The 17,410-nt window shown below is 59.1% G+C and carries 18 protein-coding genes; all 18 read left to right on the top strand.

Annotated features, from left to right (window positions below; all coding sequences use genetic code 11):
- The first annotated feature begins 25 nt into the window (after nucleotides 1-25).
- The gene (locus K5Y30_RS23470) at nucleotides 26-448 is read left to right on the top strand and encodes an HNH endonuclease (RefSeq protein WP_222213666.1); all 423 of its coding nucleotides are present in this window, start codon (nucleotides 26-28) and stop codon (nucleotides 446-448) included.
- Between the two features lie 118 nt (nucleotides 449-566).
- On the top strand, nucleotides 567-1,175 hold the full coding sequence (locus K5Y30_RS23465; RefSeq protein WP_222213664.1) for a hypothetical protein: 609 nt from the start codon (nucleotides 567-569) through the stop codon (nucleotides 1,173-1,175).
- A 327-nt stretch (nucleotides 1,176-1,502) separates the two neighbouring features.
- A complete protein-coding gene (locus K5Y30_RS23460) occupies nucleotides 1,503-2,558 on the top strand; it encodes a TcpQ domain-containing protein (RefSeq protein WP_222213662.1) in 1,056 nt (351 codons plus the stop codon).
- Entirely contained in the window at nucleotides 2,558-2,995 is a 438-nt protein-coding gene (pilM, locus tag K5Y30_RS23455; protein ID WP_222213660.1) for a type IV pilus biogenesis protein PilM, read from the top strand. Before K5Y30_RS23460 ends, pilM begins: the two co-directional genes overlap by 1 nt.
- A 26-nt stretch (nucleotides 2,996-3,021) precedes the next feature.
- The gene (locus K5Y30_RS23450; protein WP_222213659.1) at nucleotides 3,022-4,647 is read left to right on the top strand and encodes a PilN family type IVB pilus formation outer membrane protein; all 1,626 of its coding nucleotides are present in this window, start codon (nucleotides 3,022-3,024) and stop codon (nucleotides 4,645-4,647) included.
- A gap of 9 nt (nucleotides 4,648-4,656) precedes the next feature.
- On the top strand, nucleotides 4,657-5,961 hold the full coding sequence (gene pilO2, locus K5Y30_RS23445) for a type 4b pilus protein PilO2 (RefSeq protein WP_222213657.1): 1,305 nt from the start codon (nucleotides 4,657-4,659) through the stop codon (nucleotides 5,959-5,961).
- Nucleotides 5,948-6,469, top strand: coding sequence for a type IV pilus biogenesis protein PilP (gene pilP, locus K5Y30_RS23440; protein ID WP_222213655.1), 522 nt, complete (start codon nucleotides 5,948-5,950; stop codon nucleotides 6,467-6,469). The genes pilO2 and pilP overlap by 14 nt, the downstream gene beginning before the upstream one ends.
- Nucleotides 6,470-6,473: 4 nt before the next feature.
- The gene (locus K5Y30_RS23435) at nucleotides 6,474-8,000 is read left to right on the top strand and encodes a GspE/PulE family protein (RefSeq protein ID WP_222213653.1); all 1,527 of its coding nucleotides are present in this window, start codon (nucleotides 6,474-6,476) and stop codon (nucleotides 7,998-8,000) included.
- Nucleotides 7,993-9,108: a type II secretion system F family protein gene (locus K5Y30_RS23430; protein WP_222213651.1), complete on the top strand. Its 1,116-nt coding sequence runs from the start codon at nucleotides 7,993-7,995 to the stop codon at nucleotides 9,106-9,108. The genes K5Y30_RS23435 and K5Y30_RS23430 overlap by 8 nt, the downstream gene beginning before the upstream one ends.
- A 20-nt stretch (nucleotides 9,109-9,128) precedes the next feature.
- Complete coding sequence (locus tag K5Y30_RS23425) at nucleotides 9,129-9,722, top strand: type 4 pilus major pilin (RefSeq protein ID WP_222213649.1); 594 nt, start codon at nucleotides 9,129-9,131, stop codon at nucleotides 9,720-9,722.
- 53 nt (nucleotides 9,723-9,775) lie between these two features.
- Entirely contained in the window at nucleotides 9,776-10,240 is a 465-nt protein-coding gene (locus K5Y30_RS23420; protein ID WP_222213790.1) for a lytic transglycosylase domain-containing protein, read from the top strand.
- 55 nt (nucleotides 10,241-10,295) lie between these two features.
- The gene (locus tag K5Y30_RS23415; RefSeq protein ID WP_222213646.1) at nucleotides 10,296-10,898 is read left to right on the top strand and encodes a prepilin peptidase; all 603 of its coding nucleotides are present in this window, start codon (nucleotides 10,296-10,298) and stop codon (nucleotides 10,896-10,898) included.
- Nucleotides 10,898-12,331 (top strand): shufflon system plasmid conjugative transfer pilus tip adhesin PilV, encoded by a 1,434-nt coding sequence (pilV, locus tag K5Y30_RS23410; protein ID WP_255606770.1) that lies wholly within the window; start codon nucleotides 10,898-10,900, stop codon nucleotides 12,329-12,331. Before K5Y30_RS23415 ends, pilV begins: the two co-directional genes overlap by 1 nt.
- Nucleotides 12,332-12,449: 118 nt before the next feature.
- On the top strand, nucleotides 12,450-14,471 hold the full coding sequence (locus K5Y30_RS23405; protein WP_255606769.1) for an acyltransferase family protein: 2,022 nt from the start codon (nucleotides 12,450-12,452) through the stop codon (nucleotides 14,469-14,471).
- A gap of 188 nt (nucleotides 14,472-14,659) precedes the next feature.
- A complete protein-coding gene (locus K5Y30_RS23400; RefSeq protein WP_370634239.1) occupies nucleotides 14,660-15,133 on the top strand; it encodes a DotD/TraH family lipoprotein in 474 nt (157 codons plus the stop codon).
- Entirely contained in the window at nucleotides 15,130-15,954 is an 825-nt protein-coding gene (locus tag K5Y30_RS23395) for a type IV secretory system conjugative DNA transfer family protein (RefSeq protein WP_222213642.1), read from the top strand. The genes K5Y30_RS23400 and K5Y30_RS23395 overlap by 4 nt, the downstream gene beginning before the upstream one ends.
- Nucleotides 15,954-17,120 (top strand): plasmid transfer ATPase TraJ, encoded by a 1,167-nt coding sequence (gene traJ / locus K5Y30_RS23390; protein ID WP_222213640.1) that lies wholly within the window; start codon nucleotides 15,954-15,956, stop codon nucleotides 17,118-17,120. The genes K5Y30_RS23395 and traJ overlap by 1 nt, the downstream gene beginning before the upstream one ends.
- The gene (locus K5Y30_RS23385; RefSeq protein WP_222213638.1) at nucleotides 17,117-17,407 is read left to right on the top strand and encodes a conjugal transfer protein; all 291 of its coding nucleotides are present in this window, start codon (nucleotides 17,117-17,119) and stop codon (nucleotides 17,405-17,407) included. Before traJ ends, K5Y30_RS23385 begins: the two co-directional genes overlap by 4 nt.
- Nucleotides 17,408-17,410 lie beyond the last annotated feature (3 nt).

Raw genomic sequence — 17,410 nt, 5'->3', positions numbered from 1 at the left:
CGGGCGTATTTCATGGGGTGAAATCATGCATCTTTCAAAATCCAAACGCGAAGCGCTGCGGCGGCAGTTTAACGGCTGCTGCGCCTACTGTGGTGAAGCGCTGCCCGCTCAAGGATGGCACGCTGAAGCTATCAGCAAAGAGTTCGTTGAGGGGGGAATTGTTCCCGTCTGCACCTCCTGCCGGATGATCAAAGGAAATTCCACTCCTGATGAGTTCAGGGCGCTGCTCGCAGAGCAGGTCGACAGAGCGCTGCGCCACAGCGTGAATTTCCGTACGGCGATGAGATTCGGCCTGGTGAGCCCGCGGGCTGAACGTGTTGAATTCTGGTATCAGCGCTGTGACGGCATTCGCCCACAGAAGTCTGATAAAGCTCAGGATGAAACAGGTAGTAGCTCTCTGAGAGACCGGCATCTGAAGCTAAATGAAGGCGCCGGAAATAATTTATGAAACGCTCTGTGTTCCTGCGCGCATCCTTCCGGCGAGCGCTTCGTACCTGCCGGCCAGCACCGCCCGTTTCGCAGCCGGGCCCTTCTCGCAAAAGGGCGGCCTCTGAAGGAATAAAATCATGAACAAGACACTTCTCCGTTGCGCCGGTCTGGCGCTGGCGCTCGTTTCTCCGCTTGTCATGACATCCTGCCTTCCCCACGAAAAAAACGTGGCCCCACAGGCTTATCCTGCTGGCGAATGTCAGAGCTGCAGTGCATTCAGCGTCAGCGTCTGGCACGTCAGCGCGGGTGATCGCGGGCTGAAGGACATTCTGCAGCCTGTCCGCTACAGTACACCCGAGTCGCTGAGTTCTGATAACACTCAAGTCATCACCTCTTTAGCGGCAGATGCCATCATGCAGCGCCTGGAGCATGACAAGCTTGCCGTCTTTGTCGCGAATCTCAGGGGAGTTACTGCGTCCGAAGACAGCCTGCCATTGAGCGTTGACAACGCCTCAGGTGCTTACTCAGCCGTGCTGACAGCGGGTCCTCAGACTCGAAAACTCCCGTCACGCGTGGTGAAATTCAGCCTGTCAGACAGCGCGTCCTCTCCCGGCAGTCGCACTCCCGGGGAGAAATCGCGGGTTAACGGGCGGGTTCTGCTCAGAGACGGCGATACCGTTGTGTCGGTGCACGCCGTACGTGACGGCTGGCTTGTGTGGCTTATTGGCGCAACGTTTTCCGCCTGACGTCTGCCCGGCGTGTCCGGGCCATTTCTTTCCCTGCAACGAAAAGCGCACTCACCCTGACCGGTCAGTGCGCTTTTCGTTGTGGCGGACCTGCGGCCAGCGCACGCGGTCAGACTGACATCGTCTTATTGCTTATTAATGCGATGCTACAAGTCTAAGTCATGCCGCTCTGGCGTCTGTCAGTCTGGCCAGAGCACCGGGAGGCACCCGGCGCCGCAACACCCCTTCTGACCGGCAGGTTTAGCCTGCCTTCCCGCACGGTTTTTGCTGGCCCGGCTCCGGCCGCCGCAGAGACGGTGCAGCCCTGAGTTATCCGGAGTTCTCTCTATGTCATTTACCGAACGGGCAGGGCTGATACCGGTCCTGTTTCTCACTGGCTGCGCGCAGCAGGCGGTCATCACCGGGCCGCCCTCGGGCAGCGTGGTTGACGGCATCCTCTCGCGCAGCGCGGCCGACATCAGCGCCATGCAGTACCGGGTGCACCAGAGCACGCCTTCCGCGCAACGCCCGGCTTCACCGTCGGGCACGAAAGCTCCCGCGCCACTGCTGTCGAAACCGGCTGTCTCGGCGGGCGGGTCCCCTGTTTTCAGAGGCACCGCAGCGCCACCGTCCACGGCGGGCGCCGGGCCTTCCGACGGCTTCGTGCATCAGGGTGGCGCGGCGCCAACGCTTCGTGCAGCCCTGCGCAAAATTATCCCGCCCGGACACACGGTGGTGTTCGACAAAGCTGTTTCCGCCGACGCGCCCGAGCTGTGGCAGTGGACGGGCAACGATCGCTGGCCGTTCGTCGTGGACAAGCTGCTGGCCGGGCGCGGGATGAAGGCGACCGTTAACGCGAAAACCGGCACCGTCACCGTAGAACCCGCGCAGCGCGCGCAGACGGCACGCAGCGCAGACAAAGCAATATCGCCACCGGTTCCTGCCGCCGTGCCCGTCAGACCGGCTCCGGCCGGGGCGGTGAAAGCTGTGCCACTGCCGACCACCGGACGTAACCCGTTCCACGGCGATGCCACATCAAAAGCTGCCGGGGCGACAAGCGTGCCGGTTTCACCTGCAATAACCCGCGTGCCCGTCCTGCCGATGATACCGCCGCCAGTGGTTCAGGTTCGCCACTGGCGCATTGAGACGGGCAGCACCGTGAAGGACTGGCTTTACAGCCAGGCTGCCGCGGAGACGTGTACCGTGCCGGGCATTAAGAACTGGACCGTGGCCTGGCTGACGCCAACCAACTACCGGGTAGACGCACCGCTCAACTTTGACGGCAGCTTCCGCGAGATGCTGAACCGGCTCTTCACCCTCTACGGGACCGCGAAGGTGCCCCTTTACGCGGGCGTGCGTGCCGCACAGTGCGTGGTGTCGGTGGACGATAAGGAGGTGCAGTAATGATCATGTACTGGCTGCTGGTTCTCTTTGCTGGATTGCTGCTGGGCGGGATCTCCCCCGAGCAGCGGGCCGTGCAGGAGGCGGGGCAGCTGCAGGATCAGACGCAGAGCCTGCAGGCCACGCAGATGGTGCGCTACATGAACCGCATCAACGACTGGCGCTATCTGAATCCCTCAGCGGATAACCTCAGCGTCAGCGACGCGCAGCTTACCGGCTGGAAAAGTGTCGCCGGCCTCAGCAACGTCATCGCCAGCGGCAGGACCTACGTGTGGCGCGCGGCTCAGCCCGGGCTGATGACGGCGCTGCTGACGCAGACCCGTCACTCTGCGCTGGCCGGACGGGTGGTATCGCGCCGCCTGGTCGACAATTCCGGCGCTGACATGCAGCTCACAGTCCCCTCCGCCATCCCCGACGGCAGCGTGGTGTGGGTTAACTGACTTTCCCTTTCTTACAGGACACAGCAATGAAAATACCTCACCGGCTGACCACGGCGGCAGCGCTCTGCCTGCTGGCCAGCGGCTGCAGTACGCTTGACCGCGTGGACGCCACTGAAAAGCGGTCTGCTGCCGCAGAGGCGCAGGCCGATGCGCACAAGCGAGCGCTTGAAAGCGGACAGGTCGTGCGCGACCTGACATCTCAATGGATTAACCCGGTACCCCTGAACGGGCTCGCCGGGCAGCGTCCCGAACTTCCGCCCTGCGCAGTCAAAATTAACCGTCCCGGCAGCGTCACGCTCGCCTACGTCAGCGCCTTTATTACCGATCAGTGCCGCATTCCGGTGGTCGTGACCCCGGACGCGCAGGCGGCCATGGCCGGCAGCAGTGGCGGTGGCAGGACAGAAAAAATGCCCGGCCCATTGCCGGCGCCGGACGCCAGCGGCATGGTGCCGCTGGCCGCTATGGGGCAGACCAGCAGTCAGCCGGTCGCGGTGCAGCAAGGTGACGGCGGACTGCGCGGCGTCAGCTGGAACGGGTCGCTCAGCGGCTTGCTGGACAACGTGACCACGCGTCTCGGGCTTTCCTGGCGCTATGAGTACGGGCACATTGCCATCTTCTGGCTTGATACCCGCAACTTCGCCATTAACTTCATGGACAACGACGCGAGTTTCGTGTCGAAAACGGTGAGCGGTACCACATCGTCTAGCGGGTCTGGCGGCGGTGGTGGTAACACCGGTGACAACAGCACCAGCCAGACCACGACGGCGACCATCAAGTCCAACATCTTTAAAGATGTGGAAAGCACGGTGAAGTCGATGCTGACGCCGGGCTCAGGGCGCCTTAACCTCTCCGCCGGCGTGCTGACGGTTACCGATACGCCTCGCGTGCTCGACGCCATCGGCCGCTACATTGACGACCGCAACCGCGAGCTTAATCGTCAGGTGATGATTTCGGTCAAGGTCTTCAGCATTGAAAACCGCCATCAGAACCAGCTGGGGATCGACTGGAATGCGGTACTGAATACCGGCAGCGTGGGCCTGTCGCTGACGAGCCCGTTCACAGGAGCCGCCTCTGACGCGCTAAGCGGCGGTGTGGCCATTCTCGACGGCAAAGGGGAGGGTACGCAGACATTCCTTAAAGCGCTGGACGAGCAGGCGAAGCTCAGCGTGGTGACATCCGCCTCGGCGCTGACCACTAACCTCTCGGCCGTGCCGGTTCAGAATGCTATCCAGCAGGACTATGTACCCAACATCAGCACCAGCCAGACGGCCAACGTCGGGACCAGCACCTCGATAACTAAAGAGACCATTACAACTGGCTTCAACATGACGGCGCTGCCGCTACTGTTCCCCAACTCGCCAAAAATGCAGCTGGAGTTCTCCATCAGCATGTCCGAGGACCCTGTTTTCACACCTTTCACGTCTGGCGGTCAAAGTTCCCAGCTGGCAAGGACCACGCCAAAAACAATCATCCAGCGCGTGATCATGCAGTCTGGCCAGACGCTGGTTCTGAGCGGCTATGAGCAGCTAAGCGATTCGGCTAACCGGCAGGGCACGGGGAGCTACAGCTTCTTTGGCCTGGGTGGTGGCGCGCGTGGTGACGACAGTCGCCGCATGTTCATCATCCTCGTAACGCCTGTCGTGCTGGGATAAGGAGGCTTTATGACGTCTGAACTGACGCAGCCCGGAGTCAGCGTGGTCCCCTCCGGGAAGTACGCGCTGATTGCCGGCCTGCACTGGCAGTGGGTGTCCGTGCGCGGGCGCCGGCGCATGCGCATTGAGGCCCGTGACCAGCTCGCCAGCCACTGGCTGGCGCTGCCCGCCGGCACGGCCGATGAGCCCGCCACCTGGCTGGGCACTCTCGCCGACGATACGACCGTTCTTCCCAAGGGTAAGCGCCCGGCTTCGCTGGCGGCGACTCTGCTCGGGAGCGTGCCCGCCGACTGCTGGGGCATCTTTCTGCTTCCCGGCGGAAGGTACTGGTTTATGGCGGTCAGCGGCGGTCACCCATCGCCTTATGGGGACGTAACGGGAGACGCGGCCACTGCACTCCGCGCCGCCGAACTGTTTCGCGCCACGGCGCCGGCACCGTCTGCGGGGTGGACCGTGTTCGATCCGGACACCCTGCTGGACCTGCCCGACGCGCGCCGTGACCAGCTTAATTCATTGATCCCGAGCCGAGTGCCACCCCGGGCGCTGCTGAACAAAACGGACAGCCGTACCGCTTCCGGGCTGCTTCTCCTGGGCGCGGTTCTGGCGGCAGGTGCCTGGTACGGCAATCACTGGCTGGAGGAAAAACAAAAGGCCGAGCACGCTGCCTGGGTGCAGGCCGAATTGACCCGCGCGCGCGAAGCGGCCGCGCTGAAACCCGCTAGCCTGAGCAAGCCGTGGAGTGCCCAGCCTGATTTCTCCGGCATGCTCAACGCGTGCGTGAAGCAGTGGCGTCAGGCACCGCTGTCGATTGCCGGCTGGGTGTTCAGCCGGGCAACGTGCGAGGCCACAGGGCAGCTTACGCTGCACTACGCCCTGCCGGACGGCGGCACTGTGGGGGACTTTGCCGCACGGCTGCCGCAGCTTTACGGGGCAGGGACGCAGGCCGTGTTCAACATGCCCGGGCCGTCCGACGACGCGTCATTTAAGGAGACTGTCCGCTTTGCCGCTGCGCCGGCCGAGATGTTGCTGCCGGGGGACGAGCAGCTTCGCCGCATGACCAGCTACGCGCAGCGCCTGCGGGCAAACCTGCGCTTCAGCGAACCTGTAGCGCTGACCCAGACCATCGGGCAGGAGCATATCCCGCTGCCGTGGAAGCGTTACAGCTTCACCTTTATCACCGATATCCCGCCGGACCGGCTGTTCGACGCTTCGCGCTTCCCGGGTAACGGGCTGCGGCTGAGTTCCGTAAAGGCCGAGCTGCACAGCAGCCGGCTGACCTACACCCTGGAAGGAATGCTCTATGCAGAGAATTAAGTGGCGTTACCTGCTGCTGCCCGCGCTGATCGCCAGTCAGCTGGCCGTCGCCGCTCCCGCAGCGACTGAAGGGCCGAATGCGTCTGGCCCGGCAGCCTCTCCTGATGCCGGCGCAAGCGATACCAGCCTCGGCCGGCTGGAAGATATTCAGGCCAAAACCCTGCTGTACGAGGCGCAGCTGGCGCAGGCCAAAGCGTTCAACGAGCTGCAGAAAAACGGCTATGACGCCGGTACGGGCGGGCCATTTAATCCGCAGCCTGCCGCGCCGGTGAAGGACAGCTCCGCACCCAAACCCGCACAGGAGAGCCGCGCGCTGCCGCTGATTGTGGAAATTTCCGGCGGCCAGCAGCTCTCCGCCACGCTCCAGCTCGACGGCGGCAATCAGGTGCGCGTTCAGGCAGGCAGCCGCATTCCGGGCACCGCCTGGACGGTGGCAAAAATCACATTCAGCGAGGTGACTGTCAGCAGTCCTGACAAAGGCCTCGTTTCACTGGCCTTCGCGGGGTAGACGAATGGAATTCAGCGAACAAGCCGTTAACTGGCTTTATCTGGACACAAGTAACCCTGAACAGGGTCGGCTGTACGTCTCCATTGAGCACCGCAACAGTCCTGCGGTGCAGTCAGATATTGCCCGTGCGATGCGGCAGCGGCCGCAGCCGGCCCTGCAGCCCGTTCATCTGAGCGAGCTGCGTCGTTTACAGCAGGGTCGCGGTAGCGCCGGTGGCAGTGGCGCAGCATGGTCACAAGAGCAGGAGCAGGTGGTTGAGTTCATGCGCCGCGCGGGAAAAGCACACGCGTCAGACATTCACATCCTCATCGGTGCCGAAAATATCACGGCAGTAGTGTTCCGTATTCACGGTGACCTTGAGCTGCAGTCGGAGCTCAGCGTGGAAGAAGGCATGAATCTCGCCTCTACTATCGTGATGTCGATGTGTGACGTGGCGCCGCAGCAGTTCAGTGAAAGTGATGAGCAGGACGGCCGCCTGCGCAATGAGTTCGTAAAAGAGCTCGGTCTCTATGCTGCCCGTTATTCTGCAGTACCTACCGAATCAGGACTTTACGTGGTGCTGCGCGTGATCCTTGATGAAAGTGATAACGCTCCTTCGCTGGACGTACTGGGCTACCTGCCGGAACAGCAAAAGCTTATCCGACGAATGCTCCAGCGTCCGGAAGGTATCGTTATTACGGCCGGGCCCACAGGCTCTGGTAAAAGCACCACCATGCGAACTTTCTGCCAGATATACATTGAGCTGACAGGGGGACGCCGCCGGTTGCTCACGGTTGAGGACCCGGTTGAGGGAAAAGTAAAAAGGGCTGTGCAGACCACAATTATTGCAGACCGTAATGATCCCTCCTCCGTCAACCGTGCCTGGCAGCGCCGTCAGGCTGCATTCAAGCGTCTTGATCCTGATGCTGTAGTCGTTGGTGAGATTCGCGACGGCGATTCTGCTGACGGCTGTATTAGCGAAGGAAAGAGCGGCAGTCTGGTGTTGTCAACAACGCATGCTAACGATGCTACGGGCATCGTCGACCGCCTAACCGATACCCTGAACATCGCACCCGGTATGGTGATGGATTCACAGGTCTTTATTGGCCTCATTGCCCAGCGACTGGTGCAGACACTCTGTACGTCCTGCAAAAAATACTGGGCCGACGTCAGGGAAACACTTGCGGAAGACGATCGCGAGCTGGTCGAAACGTACTGTGATACCGCAACCGTCGCGTTCCGTAACCACGAAGGCTGCGACGCGGCCGGCTGCTGGCACGGCATCACGGGACGTAAAGTCATTGCTGAGGTTATTCGCCCTGACGCCCGCTTTATGCAGCTTTACCGCGAGCAAGGCAAACTCGCCGCGCGCAGCTACTGGGTGCATCACATGGACGGCATCACCCGCGGCATGCACCTGATGCGCTACATCGCGGCAGGCGAGGTTGACCCCATCGATGCAGACAAACTCAGTCCGCTCGATGAGGACACCCTGAACCTGCTCCCGGCGGAGGCGGTGAGCCCTTCAGGCAGCGGAGGGGATCATGGCTGAATTTATTCGCGTGCTGCTTGAGCGTATTCGGGCATTGTTAAAAAAGGGCAGCGCAACGTCCGAAGAGCTTGGGCGATGGATCGGGCAGAAAACGTTCAGTACCTCGGACCGCACAACACTCTACGAAGACCTGGCGTTTTTGCTTGAGAGCAACCAGAAGACGGAGGACGCCATCGCGGGTATGCAGCGCAGCCGCAGACGTAAAAATGATCCGATGCTGCTGTGTCTTAGTGATGTCAGGCGCGCCCTTACTCGCGGGCGGGGGATTGAAGCGGGCCTTGCTGGATGGGTGCCTCCTCAGGAAACGACCATTCTGCGGGCCGGACGCGCGGCTAAGGATTTGCAGGGGGCGCTGCACAGGGCGATTTTTGTCGTTAAGGGTATGGGGGAGATGAAGTCGATCACCATTTCCAACCTCAGCTACCCCGCCCTGCTGCTGGGAAGCACGTTCTACATGATGAAAATGGTGTACGAGCGGTTTCTTCCCCAGCTTGAACGGATGGTGCCGGTAGAAAACTGGACGGGTGCGCTGTGGTGGCTCGGAAGCCTCACGCACTTTTTTATCGATAACCGATATCTGCTGGCTGTCGCGCTGGCGGTATTCAGCGGGTGGGTCATCTGGTCCTTACCCCGTCTAACCGGCCCTGCCCGGAAGCGCGTTCTTGACCGTCTTTTCCCCTGGAGCCTTTACCGTGAAATGCAGGGCGTCTCTTTTCTGCTGAACCTCAGCGCATTGCTGCGTGCAAACGTCCGCACAGATGAGGCGCTTGACATGCTGAGCCGAAACGCGACGCCATGGCTGTATGAACGGCTGACTGCAGCGAAGCGTCAGGTCGCACGCGGTAAGCATCTCGGTCTGGCGCTGGCTGACAGCGGCTATGTCTTTCCTTCCCGTGATGCAATCGATCGCCTGAGCCTGCTGACGGCAAGCCCCGGAGGTGAAGACAATATCGAAAACTTTGCCCGCATGTGGCTTACCAAAACCATCGAAAGAATAAAACGTACCACCCGGTTACTCCAGGTAGCCGGCATGCTCATCTGCGCCGGCTATCTGCTGCTCACGTTCATTGCCACACAGAACCTGAGCGATCTAATCGGCAACCACTGATAATCACCTCTGAGGTTTTTATGTCCATCCTGAAGAAAAAAACTATCTCTGCCGTTCATCGCGGTGCGTTCAATCTGACCGAAGCCGCCATCGTTGGTGTGCTGGTTCTGCTGGCCATTATCTACTACATCTCCAGCGGGAACAGTCAGTTCAGCCGGGCTGATTACACGGAAGAAATCACTAATGCCAGCGACATCATGACCAATACGCGCGGGCAGATGAAAACAGCAGGGTCTTATCAGTTCAGCTCATCATCTGATATGACCGGCGCGCTGATTAAGTTTGGGGGCGTACCCGGCACGATTGCGGTCAACGGTACTAAATCCTCGGGCAGTGCCACACTGACTAACCGCTGGAATGGCAGCATCACCGTAGAGCCGGTCAGCACTGGCGGCGGGTCAAACACCTCATTTGCCCTGACGTACACGCAGGTGCCGATGGAGGCATGTACGCAAATGTCACAGAAACTGAGTGGTGCCAACAACGTCGCATCGACCAGCATCAACGGCAGCACGACCAGCGGACCGGTCAGCGCGGCAGTGGCGGCGTCACAATGCACGGCGGACAGCGGCTCAACCGGCACCAATACGCTGGTTTTCACCAGCAACACCTGATGAAGGGCCGGGGAAACCCGGCGCCTTTTCTGACCGACTCACGGTGACTCATGATGAACAGGCTTACATACCTGCTGACGGTGGCCGGATTACTGCTGTGCGCCGCGTTGCCGGCGCAGGCTTACTGCTACAACGAGGCGGGCGCACGTTACCACGTCGATCCGCAGCTGCTGCGCTCCATCAGCAAGGTGGAAAGCGGCTTCAACGCCGGGGCTATCGGCTATAACCGCAACAAAAAAGGTCAGGTTACCAGCCGGGACTTCGGCCTGATGCAGATCAACTCCACGCACGTGCCGCAGCTGCGCACTATGGGCGTGCTGCAGAGCGAGCAGGACCTGCTGACAAAACCCTGCCTGAACGTGATGGTCGGGGCCTGGATACTCGCACGGCACCTGCAGGTCTGCGGCGTCACGTGGGAGTGCCTCGGCAGCTATAACGCCGGCTTCGCCGACGACAATACCGCCCGCCGGATGCTTTACGCCCGCAAGGTATACGCCGACTACATGGCCCGACGCTGACCTTTCACACGGAAAATTTCATGACTTTATTTACCGATGGTCCGGCGGCCGGCGCATGGCTTGCCTGCTGCGCGGGGCTGTTTGCGCTGCAGGCGTTCTGCGCACCCATGACGGTCCGCCTCTGACCTGGCCGCTTCTGACGCCGGTTGCCCTGATTTACCTGCTCACCGCCAGCTGGCTGCTGGCGCTTCCACCTGCGGTGCCGGTGAGCGCCGTCCTGCGTAGCTTACTCCTGCTGGTGCTTGCGGTACCGCTGACGCTCACCGACCTTCGCTGTCAGTGGCTGCCGCTGCGCTACACGATGACGTTCTGGCTGGGCGGTCTGGCCTCTGCGGCGCTGCCGGATGCGGTGCTGCCGCTCAGCGAGGCGCTGCCCGTTAGTATTGCCGCTTTCGCTCTGTCCGGCGCCGTACGCTGGCTGGCCAGCTTTCGCCAGCGCGAGGAGCGCATGGGGCTCGGTGACGTTTATCTGATGGCCGGCCTGTGCGCCTGGCTGCCGTGGCGCAGTGCGTGCTACGCCGCCGCCGGCGGGCTACTGCTGTGCTGCCTGTGCGCGGCGCTGACGCGCCAGACTTCAAAACCCTTTGCGCCCGCGCTGTTTGGTTACCTGTGCGGCGTGTGCCTTTTCTTTCCCCAACAACTGGCGGGAGTGCTCTGATGAAATTTCTGAAACGGAAGCCGCGCGCGGTACACCGCGGCAATATGCTGCTTCAGCTCGGTATCGTGATGGCCATCGTGCTCTTCATCATGCCCGGCGCCATGGACCGTTACGCTGGCATGCAGCAGGAAAAAGTCTGGACCGGAACGGCTTCGCATCTGAGCTTCGTGGCGCAGGCGAGCAAGCGCTACGTTCGCGACAACCGCGACACGCTGCTGACGCAGGTTGCCGGCGGCCCTGTCGTGATTACCGGCGCCACGCTGCGCACGCAGGGCTACCTCCCGGCTGGCTTTTCACTGACCAACGACAGCGGACAGACCTACCAGCTCGCGGTGGCGAGAGACCCGGGGCAGGCGGGCCAGCTGGTCGCCTTCGTGCTGACCACCGGCGGCAGCGAAATTCCCTATAAGGGCCTGCGTCAGATAGCGACGGACACCGACGGCATGGGCGGCTACGTTTGGCCAGCAAACAACGCGGTGGGCGCCGACGGCGGCTGGCAGGCAAAGCTCGGTGACTACGGGCTGACCGGTCAGCAGGGGCGCCTTGCAGCATTCCTGTCCGCCGATGCGCTCGGCACCGATGCTGATGAAAGCGACAGGCTTTACCGCTATCAGGTGACCGGCCGGCCGGACCTGAACCGTATGCATACGGCCATCGATATGAACGGCAACAACATTAACAGCGGCGGCACTGTCAACGCTGCGACGGGGGCCTTCACCGGCCAGGTGTCGGCGGGAACGAACGTCACCGCCGGCAGTAACGTAACGGCTGGCAATGGTATCACGGCGAACAACGACATACGTAGCAACAACGGCTGGGTCATCACCCGCGGTAGCAAAGGCTGGATGAACGAAACCTACGGTGGCGGCTTTTATATGTCGGACGATCAGTGGGTTCGCTCAGTCAACAACAAGAATATTTACACTGGCGGCCAAGTGCGGGGGGGGACGGTCAGAGCTGACGGCCGCCTTTCCACCGGGGAGGTACTGCAATTAGACGGAGTCAGTGCCCTTGGTGGCGGATGCTCACCAAATGGGCTTATCAGCCGTGACTCGACAGGGGCTATCCTTTCCTGCGTTTCGGGCACATGGCAGGGCAGTAAGTCAAACGGCCGTTATGTGGGAATAGGGGGATTTATAAATCAATACGACGGTTTCAACTCTTCATCTGCCACGATAACAATTTATGCGTCTGGCGGGGCTTCAACGGTAAATAAAGGCATTAATGATGGTAACTGCTCAAATACCTGGGCTCTGAAGGGAATCGCTGGAGGAGTTCAGGTTGCGAATGCCAGCGACGGCAATGTTGACTGGGGCAAGCAAGGCACAATAAGTTTCCAGGTTCCAGGGAACACAAGCTATAGCGTAATTTCAAATCCGAACCCATCTTTTGGCTGCTCACCCGGTTCATTCACACTTTATTCCTATGAATAACGCCTTCATGCAGGCCGTGAATATTCAAAACAGAGGATAGTTTTCAGTTTAAATGTGGACCCTGCACCACATTTAAATATAATCCTCTTTACTTTTCATAAGCTAAATCATTACAACAATGAGTATAAATTCAACAAATAGCCATTATCGAGGAGATATCGACGGATTAAGGGCTGTGGCAGTAATTCTCGTTATTCTCTTTCATGCCGGTTCTGAAACCATTTCCTCAGGATTTATCGGTGTAGACCTGTTCTTTGTCATTTCTGGTTATCTTATAACCGGAGTTATCATGACGCAGGTGCAAGAACAACGCTTTAGTCTTGCAGATTTTTTCAACCGCAGATTATGGCGAATTCAACCAGCCCTGATTGTTGTAAGCATTGCTGCGTTACTTGCGGCATCACTGCTCTATGTTGTACCTGATTACTTGGTTTTCCTGAAGAGTGCAAAGTACAACAGCCTTTTTCTTTCGAACCAGTTCTTTGCAAGACAGTCTGTCGCCTATGCCTCTCCGCAAAGTGAATATTTCCCATTGCTTCATACATGGTCATTATCAATTGAGTGGCAGTGGTATCTTTTCCTGCCTCTTATTGTGATGGCAGTGAAATTCGTTTCACAGCGTACAGGGCTGAACGTAAGAAATGTTAACTCAATAAAATATTTCACTTGGGGCATTGCAACGGTGTCACTGGCTGTCGCATCGCTTCTCATAAGCCAGCACTTACCTGGGGTATCGTATTATTTTCTATCAACCCGAGCATTTGAATTTGCCGCCGGAGGCTGCGCATTTCTTCTCCAGAAACGTATTCAGACAGGCTGCTCATGGTGCTTATCTTTTCTGTCAACAGTGTCATTGACGACGATTATCTTTATTTCTGTCAGCAAAAATATCATTGATAGATATCCGGACTTATGGACGTTAGCTGTCGTTTTTTGTACGTCAGCTCTACTTTTCTCAGGGTATTGCAAAGAAAAGTATTTAACCCAGGCACTTAACCTCAGACCTCTCGTATTTATTGGTAAAATCTCATATTCACTTTATTTATGGCACTGGCCAGTTTTTGCATTCAGCCGTTATGCCGGCATTACGCTTTCAGGTCGGTATTTAGCCATCACGTTAGTTGTAATAATTATTCTTTCTCTGGCCAGTTTTTTCTTTGTTGAAGAACCTCTACGACGAGTGCGTACTTCTCTGAAGCGGTCAGTAACCATCCTTGTTATTTTTCCAATAATTCTTTTTTCAACCTTTTACTCCTTAGCTAACAAGTTTGATGGGTTCCCTGAACGTCTGGGCAAGGGTTATGCACAGAGACAATCGACACTTAGCGATTACGAGGCTCGCGCAGGAAACCGCGAACAATGCCTGGGTAATGAACAAGATCCTGAAAAATGCCTTTTAGGTGACCTTAATGGCTCCCGTACAGGTCTCATGATTGGGGACTCAAACTCAAACCACTTCTGGGGCTTTTTCGATGTGCTCAGTAAAAATCAGCACGTTAAGATGAGCGCATTGAGTGAGTCGTCCTGTCTAACACTTCCGCGAATATGGCAATACGATTGGTGGATATACAAGGATACTGTCTATGATAAATGCCATGAAAAAACCGAGCACTATTTTCAGTTAATCCAGCAAAACCATTATGACTATGTCGTTATCGGGGAGGTTTGGGAAATGTACGCCAGCGGCCCTCATTTGATAACTAATATTGATGACCAGCGTTCTGAATTCCTGTCGAAATCTAGGATGAATAGCGCCCTACGTAATGCGCTAAATATTATCGTTGAAACAGGAGCTCGACCTGTATTGATAAAGACCATATTTCCAATGCCACAGGACTATCAGGAATGTATAAACAAGCATGAAATACTTCGTGAAGAATTCTCCAGTTCTGCTTGTAATGCTCTCAGGCCAAGAGGTAAAGATGATGCGTATATCGCCTCACTCTTTGAACAGGTCAAAGCAGATTACCCCTCTTTAATAATCATTGATCCTAAAGATATTCAGTGTCTGAAAGGGAAATGTATAAGCCAGATAGATTCTGTTCCGGTATATCGCGATGTCGGCCACCTTACAGATTATGCATCTTATCGGTTTGGACAGATGTACCTCAATAATTACGGTAATCCTTTCAGAAATTGATCTTGGGGGCTCCCCCACCTTCGTGAAGAATGCGAAGGATTATTACTCAAGAAAATTAAACCAACACCAGGCCTGATTATTCGGGCCTGGCGCATTGCTGTGCGTTTATCCCCCCGCTCAGCACAGGATTTAACTCTCACTTTAATTAACCTGCCTCGACTCCCGGCGTTGCAGGGTGGAGATCTACTGTGAAAATAAAAGCCTTTCTGATTCTCTCGCTTGCCACCCTTGCCTGCGGTTGCCAGTTCACCCAGCTTCAGTCCAGTCGGTCGCAACAACCGGCGGTTCCGCCATCTTATGTATCACAGCAAATGATGGGGCTATGGCAAACCGGTTCGCTAAACCAGTCCTTACCACTACCGGTTGCGACAATCCGCGCCGACAGCGATCGCGTTACGCTCAGCTGGAACGGCGACGCTCTGGAGCTACTGAGCGCGCTGGCACGCGCCCGCGGTCTGAAGTTCAGCTACGCCGGCGTGCGGCTGCCACTGCCCGTGGACATTGAGGTGCAGGACGTCACCTACGCCAACCTGCTGCGCATCATTCAGATGCAGACCGCCTGGCGCGCCACGCTCGTGACGTACCCCGGGCAGATGGTGCTGCAGTTTATGCCCTCGCTGCCGGCTGAGCCGGGACGTAACCATAAGGGAGGCCGCCGATGAAAGCCCGACTCTGCGTCCTGCTGCTGCCCGTTCTGCTGGCGGGCTGCGCGGGATTTCACTTCACGAAAGCGGCACCTGCGCCCGGGCCTGACGGTGCGCCGCCGCCGGGGCCGGAGGCCTACCTGTCACCGCAAAAGCGCGACACCGCTGACGTTTCCGACAACCGCCGACAGATGCTGACCGAGGGCGGGCGCACCACCGGCTTTCGCGGCGGCAAGGCGCAGCGGGCGTGGGAACTGCGCCGCGACCTGGAGGCGCGGGCTAAGCAGCTCGATGCCACCTATGACTTCCGCCCGCTCATCAGCAGCCGCGGCTGGCTGCCGCCGGTTATCACCGAGGCGGTGGACGTTGCGCACGTCACGCCCGACCAGATACGCACCGCGAGCCACGTGTACGAAATCATCCAGCCCGAGCGCTTCGTCAGCAACCCGCCGACGTGGCGCGGCTGGCTGATGGCCGGGCTCAGCACGGTGCCGCCGGACGAGCCGGAAGGCGGGCTTATCCCGGAGAACGGCGTGCAGCGCGACATATGGCAGGCGGCGGTCAACGAAGGCTGGGCGGAAGGACGTCAGAGCGCCGACGAGACGCTGGAGGCCAACGTCAACCGCCTGACGCGCGACTACAACGGCATGCTGCAGTACGTGCTGCTGCGCCGTCAGAACCTCATCACCGCGCCGGTGGTCACCGAGCGCCAGCAGACGGTCACCGGCGACAGCAACAAACTCACCACCGGCGACCGCGAGCGACGCCTTGAATCCCGCGCCGGCTTCGTCACCGACAAGGCGAAGTGGAAGCCGGTCATCAATACGGAGAAGCGCTGATGGCAGCCTCAGACCTGGAACTTTATGACTTCAGCGGCGGACTCAGCGCCGATACGCTGCGCGGCTTTATGGTGTGGTGCGCGCGCAACAACGTGAGCGACATTCACCTGCAGGGCGACAACCACTTTGTGGTCGGCCGTTACGGCCGCCTGCTCAGGGCAAGCCCGTTTGTGGTGGCGGACGACACCATGGCCAAACTGATGGACGAGGTGTTTTCCCCGGAGCTCCGCCCGCAGGTGCGCGGCGGCGTGTCGGTTGACCGTGCGATGCAACTCGACGGCGACATGACCGGGCGCTGGGGGCTGAAGCGCGGCGAGCGCATCCGCTTTCGCGTCAATCTGCTACAGGGCACGGCGGGGCGTCAGGACAGCACTATTGGCTGGACAATGCGCGTCATTCCTTCAGACATCCCGCCGCTGGAAAGTCTTGGGCTGGAGCCGGAGCTGATGGCAAACCTCCTGCCAGCGAAGGGGGTGGGGTTGTGGGGTGGAATTACCGGCTCAGGCAAAAGCACCTCGCTCGCCTCGACCTATCGCCACTGTCTGGATACGGACCCCGATCGCAAGCTCACTACTAAAGAGGATCCGATTGAGTTCATCCTCGGCCGTCCGGGCGACGTGCTGCCGCCGCTGCAGTCGCAGGTGGGGAAAGATATTCCGGACTTTGCTACGGGCATCCGCGCAGACCTCCGACGCGCGCCGTCGGTCATCGGGGTGGGGGAGATGCGCGACCGCGAGACTATTGACGCCGGCATCCGCGCAGGCCAGCTCGGTCACCTGATGCTCTCCACCACGCACATCGACTCGCCGGGCGAGGCCTTCCCGCGCGTCATCAATGAATTCCCGCACGAGAGCCGCGACGCCATGGCGTGGTCGCTGCTGGGCGTGCTGCAGTACGTGGTGGTGCAGACGCTGCTGCGCACGACCGACGGGAAGCGCATCGCGGTCCGTGAGTTCATCCTTTTTGACTATTACCTGCGCGAAAAGCTGGGCGGCATGCTGTGGTCACAGTGGGGTGCGCACATCAACAACATCATCCGGCTTGAAAAGCGCCGCATCGTGGATCAGGCCTGGCGCCTGTACCGCGAGGGCCGCATTGCCGAATCCGAGCTGGCCGTGGTGATGTCGCCGCTCCAGCGCCGCGAGTTTGAGGAGGGGACCGCGTGAGTACGCTGAATAAAGAAAATTATCCGCCGGGATTCTGGCGGCGGGCCGGCAGCGCTCTGAACTTCGTCGGCATCCCCGCCTGGCTGTTTCTGCTCTACCTCTTCTGGTTCCGCTTTCCCTCCATGAACACGATTTACGTCGTAAGCGGCATCATCGCCGTGTTCCGCGTGCTGAGGATGTTTGGCTGGGGCGTCACCGAACTGCTTACGCGCCTGGCTCGCTGGGCGCGCGGCAAATCCCTGAGCGGCCGCCCGTGGTGGTACCGCCGGTTTACCGACGGCGAGTAGCCG

The organism is Pantoea sp. DY-5 (assembly GCF_019795955.1).
GTDB lineage: Bacteria > Pseudomonadota > Gammaproteobacteria > Enterobacterales > Enterobacteriaceae > Pantoea > Pantoea leporis.
This window is presented reverse-complemented; position numbering and strand designations above follow the sequence as displayed.

Coding starts and splice junctions, on each gene's coding strand:
- K5Y30_RS23470 (WP_222213666.1), top strand. CDS start 26: ATGCATCTTTCAAAATCCAAACGCGAAGCGCTGCGGCGGCAGTTTAAC.
- K5Y30_RS23465 (WP_222213664.1), top strand. CDS start 567: ATGAACAAGACACTTCTCCGTTGCGCCGGTCTGGCGCTGGCGCTCGTT.
- K5Y30_RS23460 (WP_222213662.1), top strand. CDS start 1,503: ATGTCATTTACCGAACGGGCAGGGCTGATACCGGTCCTGTTTCTCACT.
- pilM (WP_222213660.1), top strand. CDS start 2,558: ATGATCATGTACTGGCTGCTGGTTCTCTTTGCTGGATTGCTGCTGGGC.
- K5Y30_RS23450 (WP_222213659.1), top strand. CDS start 3,022: ATGAAAATACCTCACCGGCTGACCACGGCGGCAGCGCTCTGCCTGCTG.
- pilO2 (WP_222213657.1), top strand. CDS start 4,657: ATGACGTCTGAACTGACGCAGCCCGGAGTCAGCGTGGTCCCCTCCGGG.
- pilP (WP_222213655.1), top strand. CDS start 5,948: ATGCAGAGAATTAAGTGGCGTTACCTGCTGCTGCCCGCGCTGATCGCC.
- K5Y30_RS23435 (WP_222213653.1), top strand. CDS start 6,474: ATGGAATTCAGCGAACAAGCCGTTAACTGGCTTTATCTGGACACAAGT.
- K5Y30_RS23430 (WP_222213651.1), top strand. CDS start 7,993: ATGGCTGAATTTATTCGCGTGCTGCTTGAGCGTATTCGGGCATTGTTA.
- K5Y30_RS23425 (WP_222213649.1), top strand. CDS start 9,129: ATGTCCATCCTGAAGAAAAAAACTATCTCTGCCGTTCATCGCGGTGCG.
- K5Y30_RS23420 (WP_222213790.1), top strand. CDS start 9,776: ATGAACAGGCTTACATACCTGCTGACGGTGGCCGGATTACTGCTGTGC.
- K5Y30_RS23415 (WP_222213646.1), top strand. CDS start 10,296: ATGGCTTGCCTGCTGCGCGGGGCTGTTTGCGCTGCAGGCGTTCTGCGC.
- pilV (WP_255606770.1), top strand. CDS start 10,898: ATGAAATTTCTGAAACGGAAGCCGCGCGCGGTACACCGCGGCAATATG.
- K5Y30_RS23405 (WP_255606769.1), top strand. CDS start 12,450: ATGAGTATAAATTCAACAAATAGCCATTATCGAGGAGATATCGACGGA.
- K5Y30_RS23395 (WP_222213642.1), top strand. CDS start 15,130: ATGAAAGCCCGACTCTGCGTCCTGCTGCTGCCCGTTCTGCTGGCGGGC.
- traJ (WP_222213640.1), top strand. CDS start 15,954: ATGGCAGCCTCAGACCTGGAACTTTATGACTTCAGCGGCGGACTCAGC.